Annotated in this window: 1 protein-coding gene; it reads right to left on the reverse strand. The window is 63.3% G+C overall.

Annotation, left to right across the window (positions count from 1 at the left end):
• Positions 1–305: nicotinate-nucleotide diphosphorylase (locus F1735_RS34690; RefSeq protein ID WP_373888638.1), on the reverse strand; the 305-nt coding region annotated here is incomplete at both ends.

Here is a 305-nt window from a genome sequence, read left to right on the forward strand (position 1 = left end):
ATCCATGGTCACCCCACCCGATGCTTCCAGCAACGCCCGGCCCGCATTGAGCGTGACTGCGTGGCACATCGTGGCCAGCTCGAAGTTATCGAGCAGGACGGAGGTAGCACCGGCCTCGAGCGCTTCGCTCAGCTGGGCCAGGGTTTCGACTTCGATCTGGATCGATACGCCGGCATCGAGCGCTTGCGCAGCCGCCAGCGCCTTGCCCACGCCGCCCGCTGCCGCAATGTGATTTTCCTTGATCAAGATGCCGTCGTACAAGGCCATGCGCTGGTTCTTGCCACCGCCAACCCGTACCGCGTATT

It is taken from the genome of Massilia genomosp. 1, from assembly GCF_011682185.1.
Taxonomy (GTDB): Bacteria; Pseudomonadota; Gammaproteobacteria; order Burkholderiales; family Burkholderiaceae_D; genus Telluria_A; species Telluria_A rubra.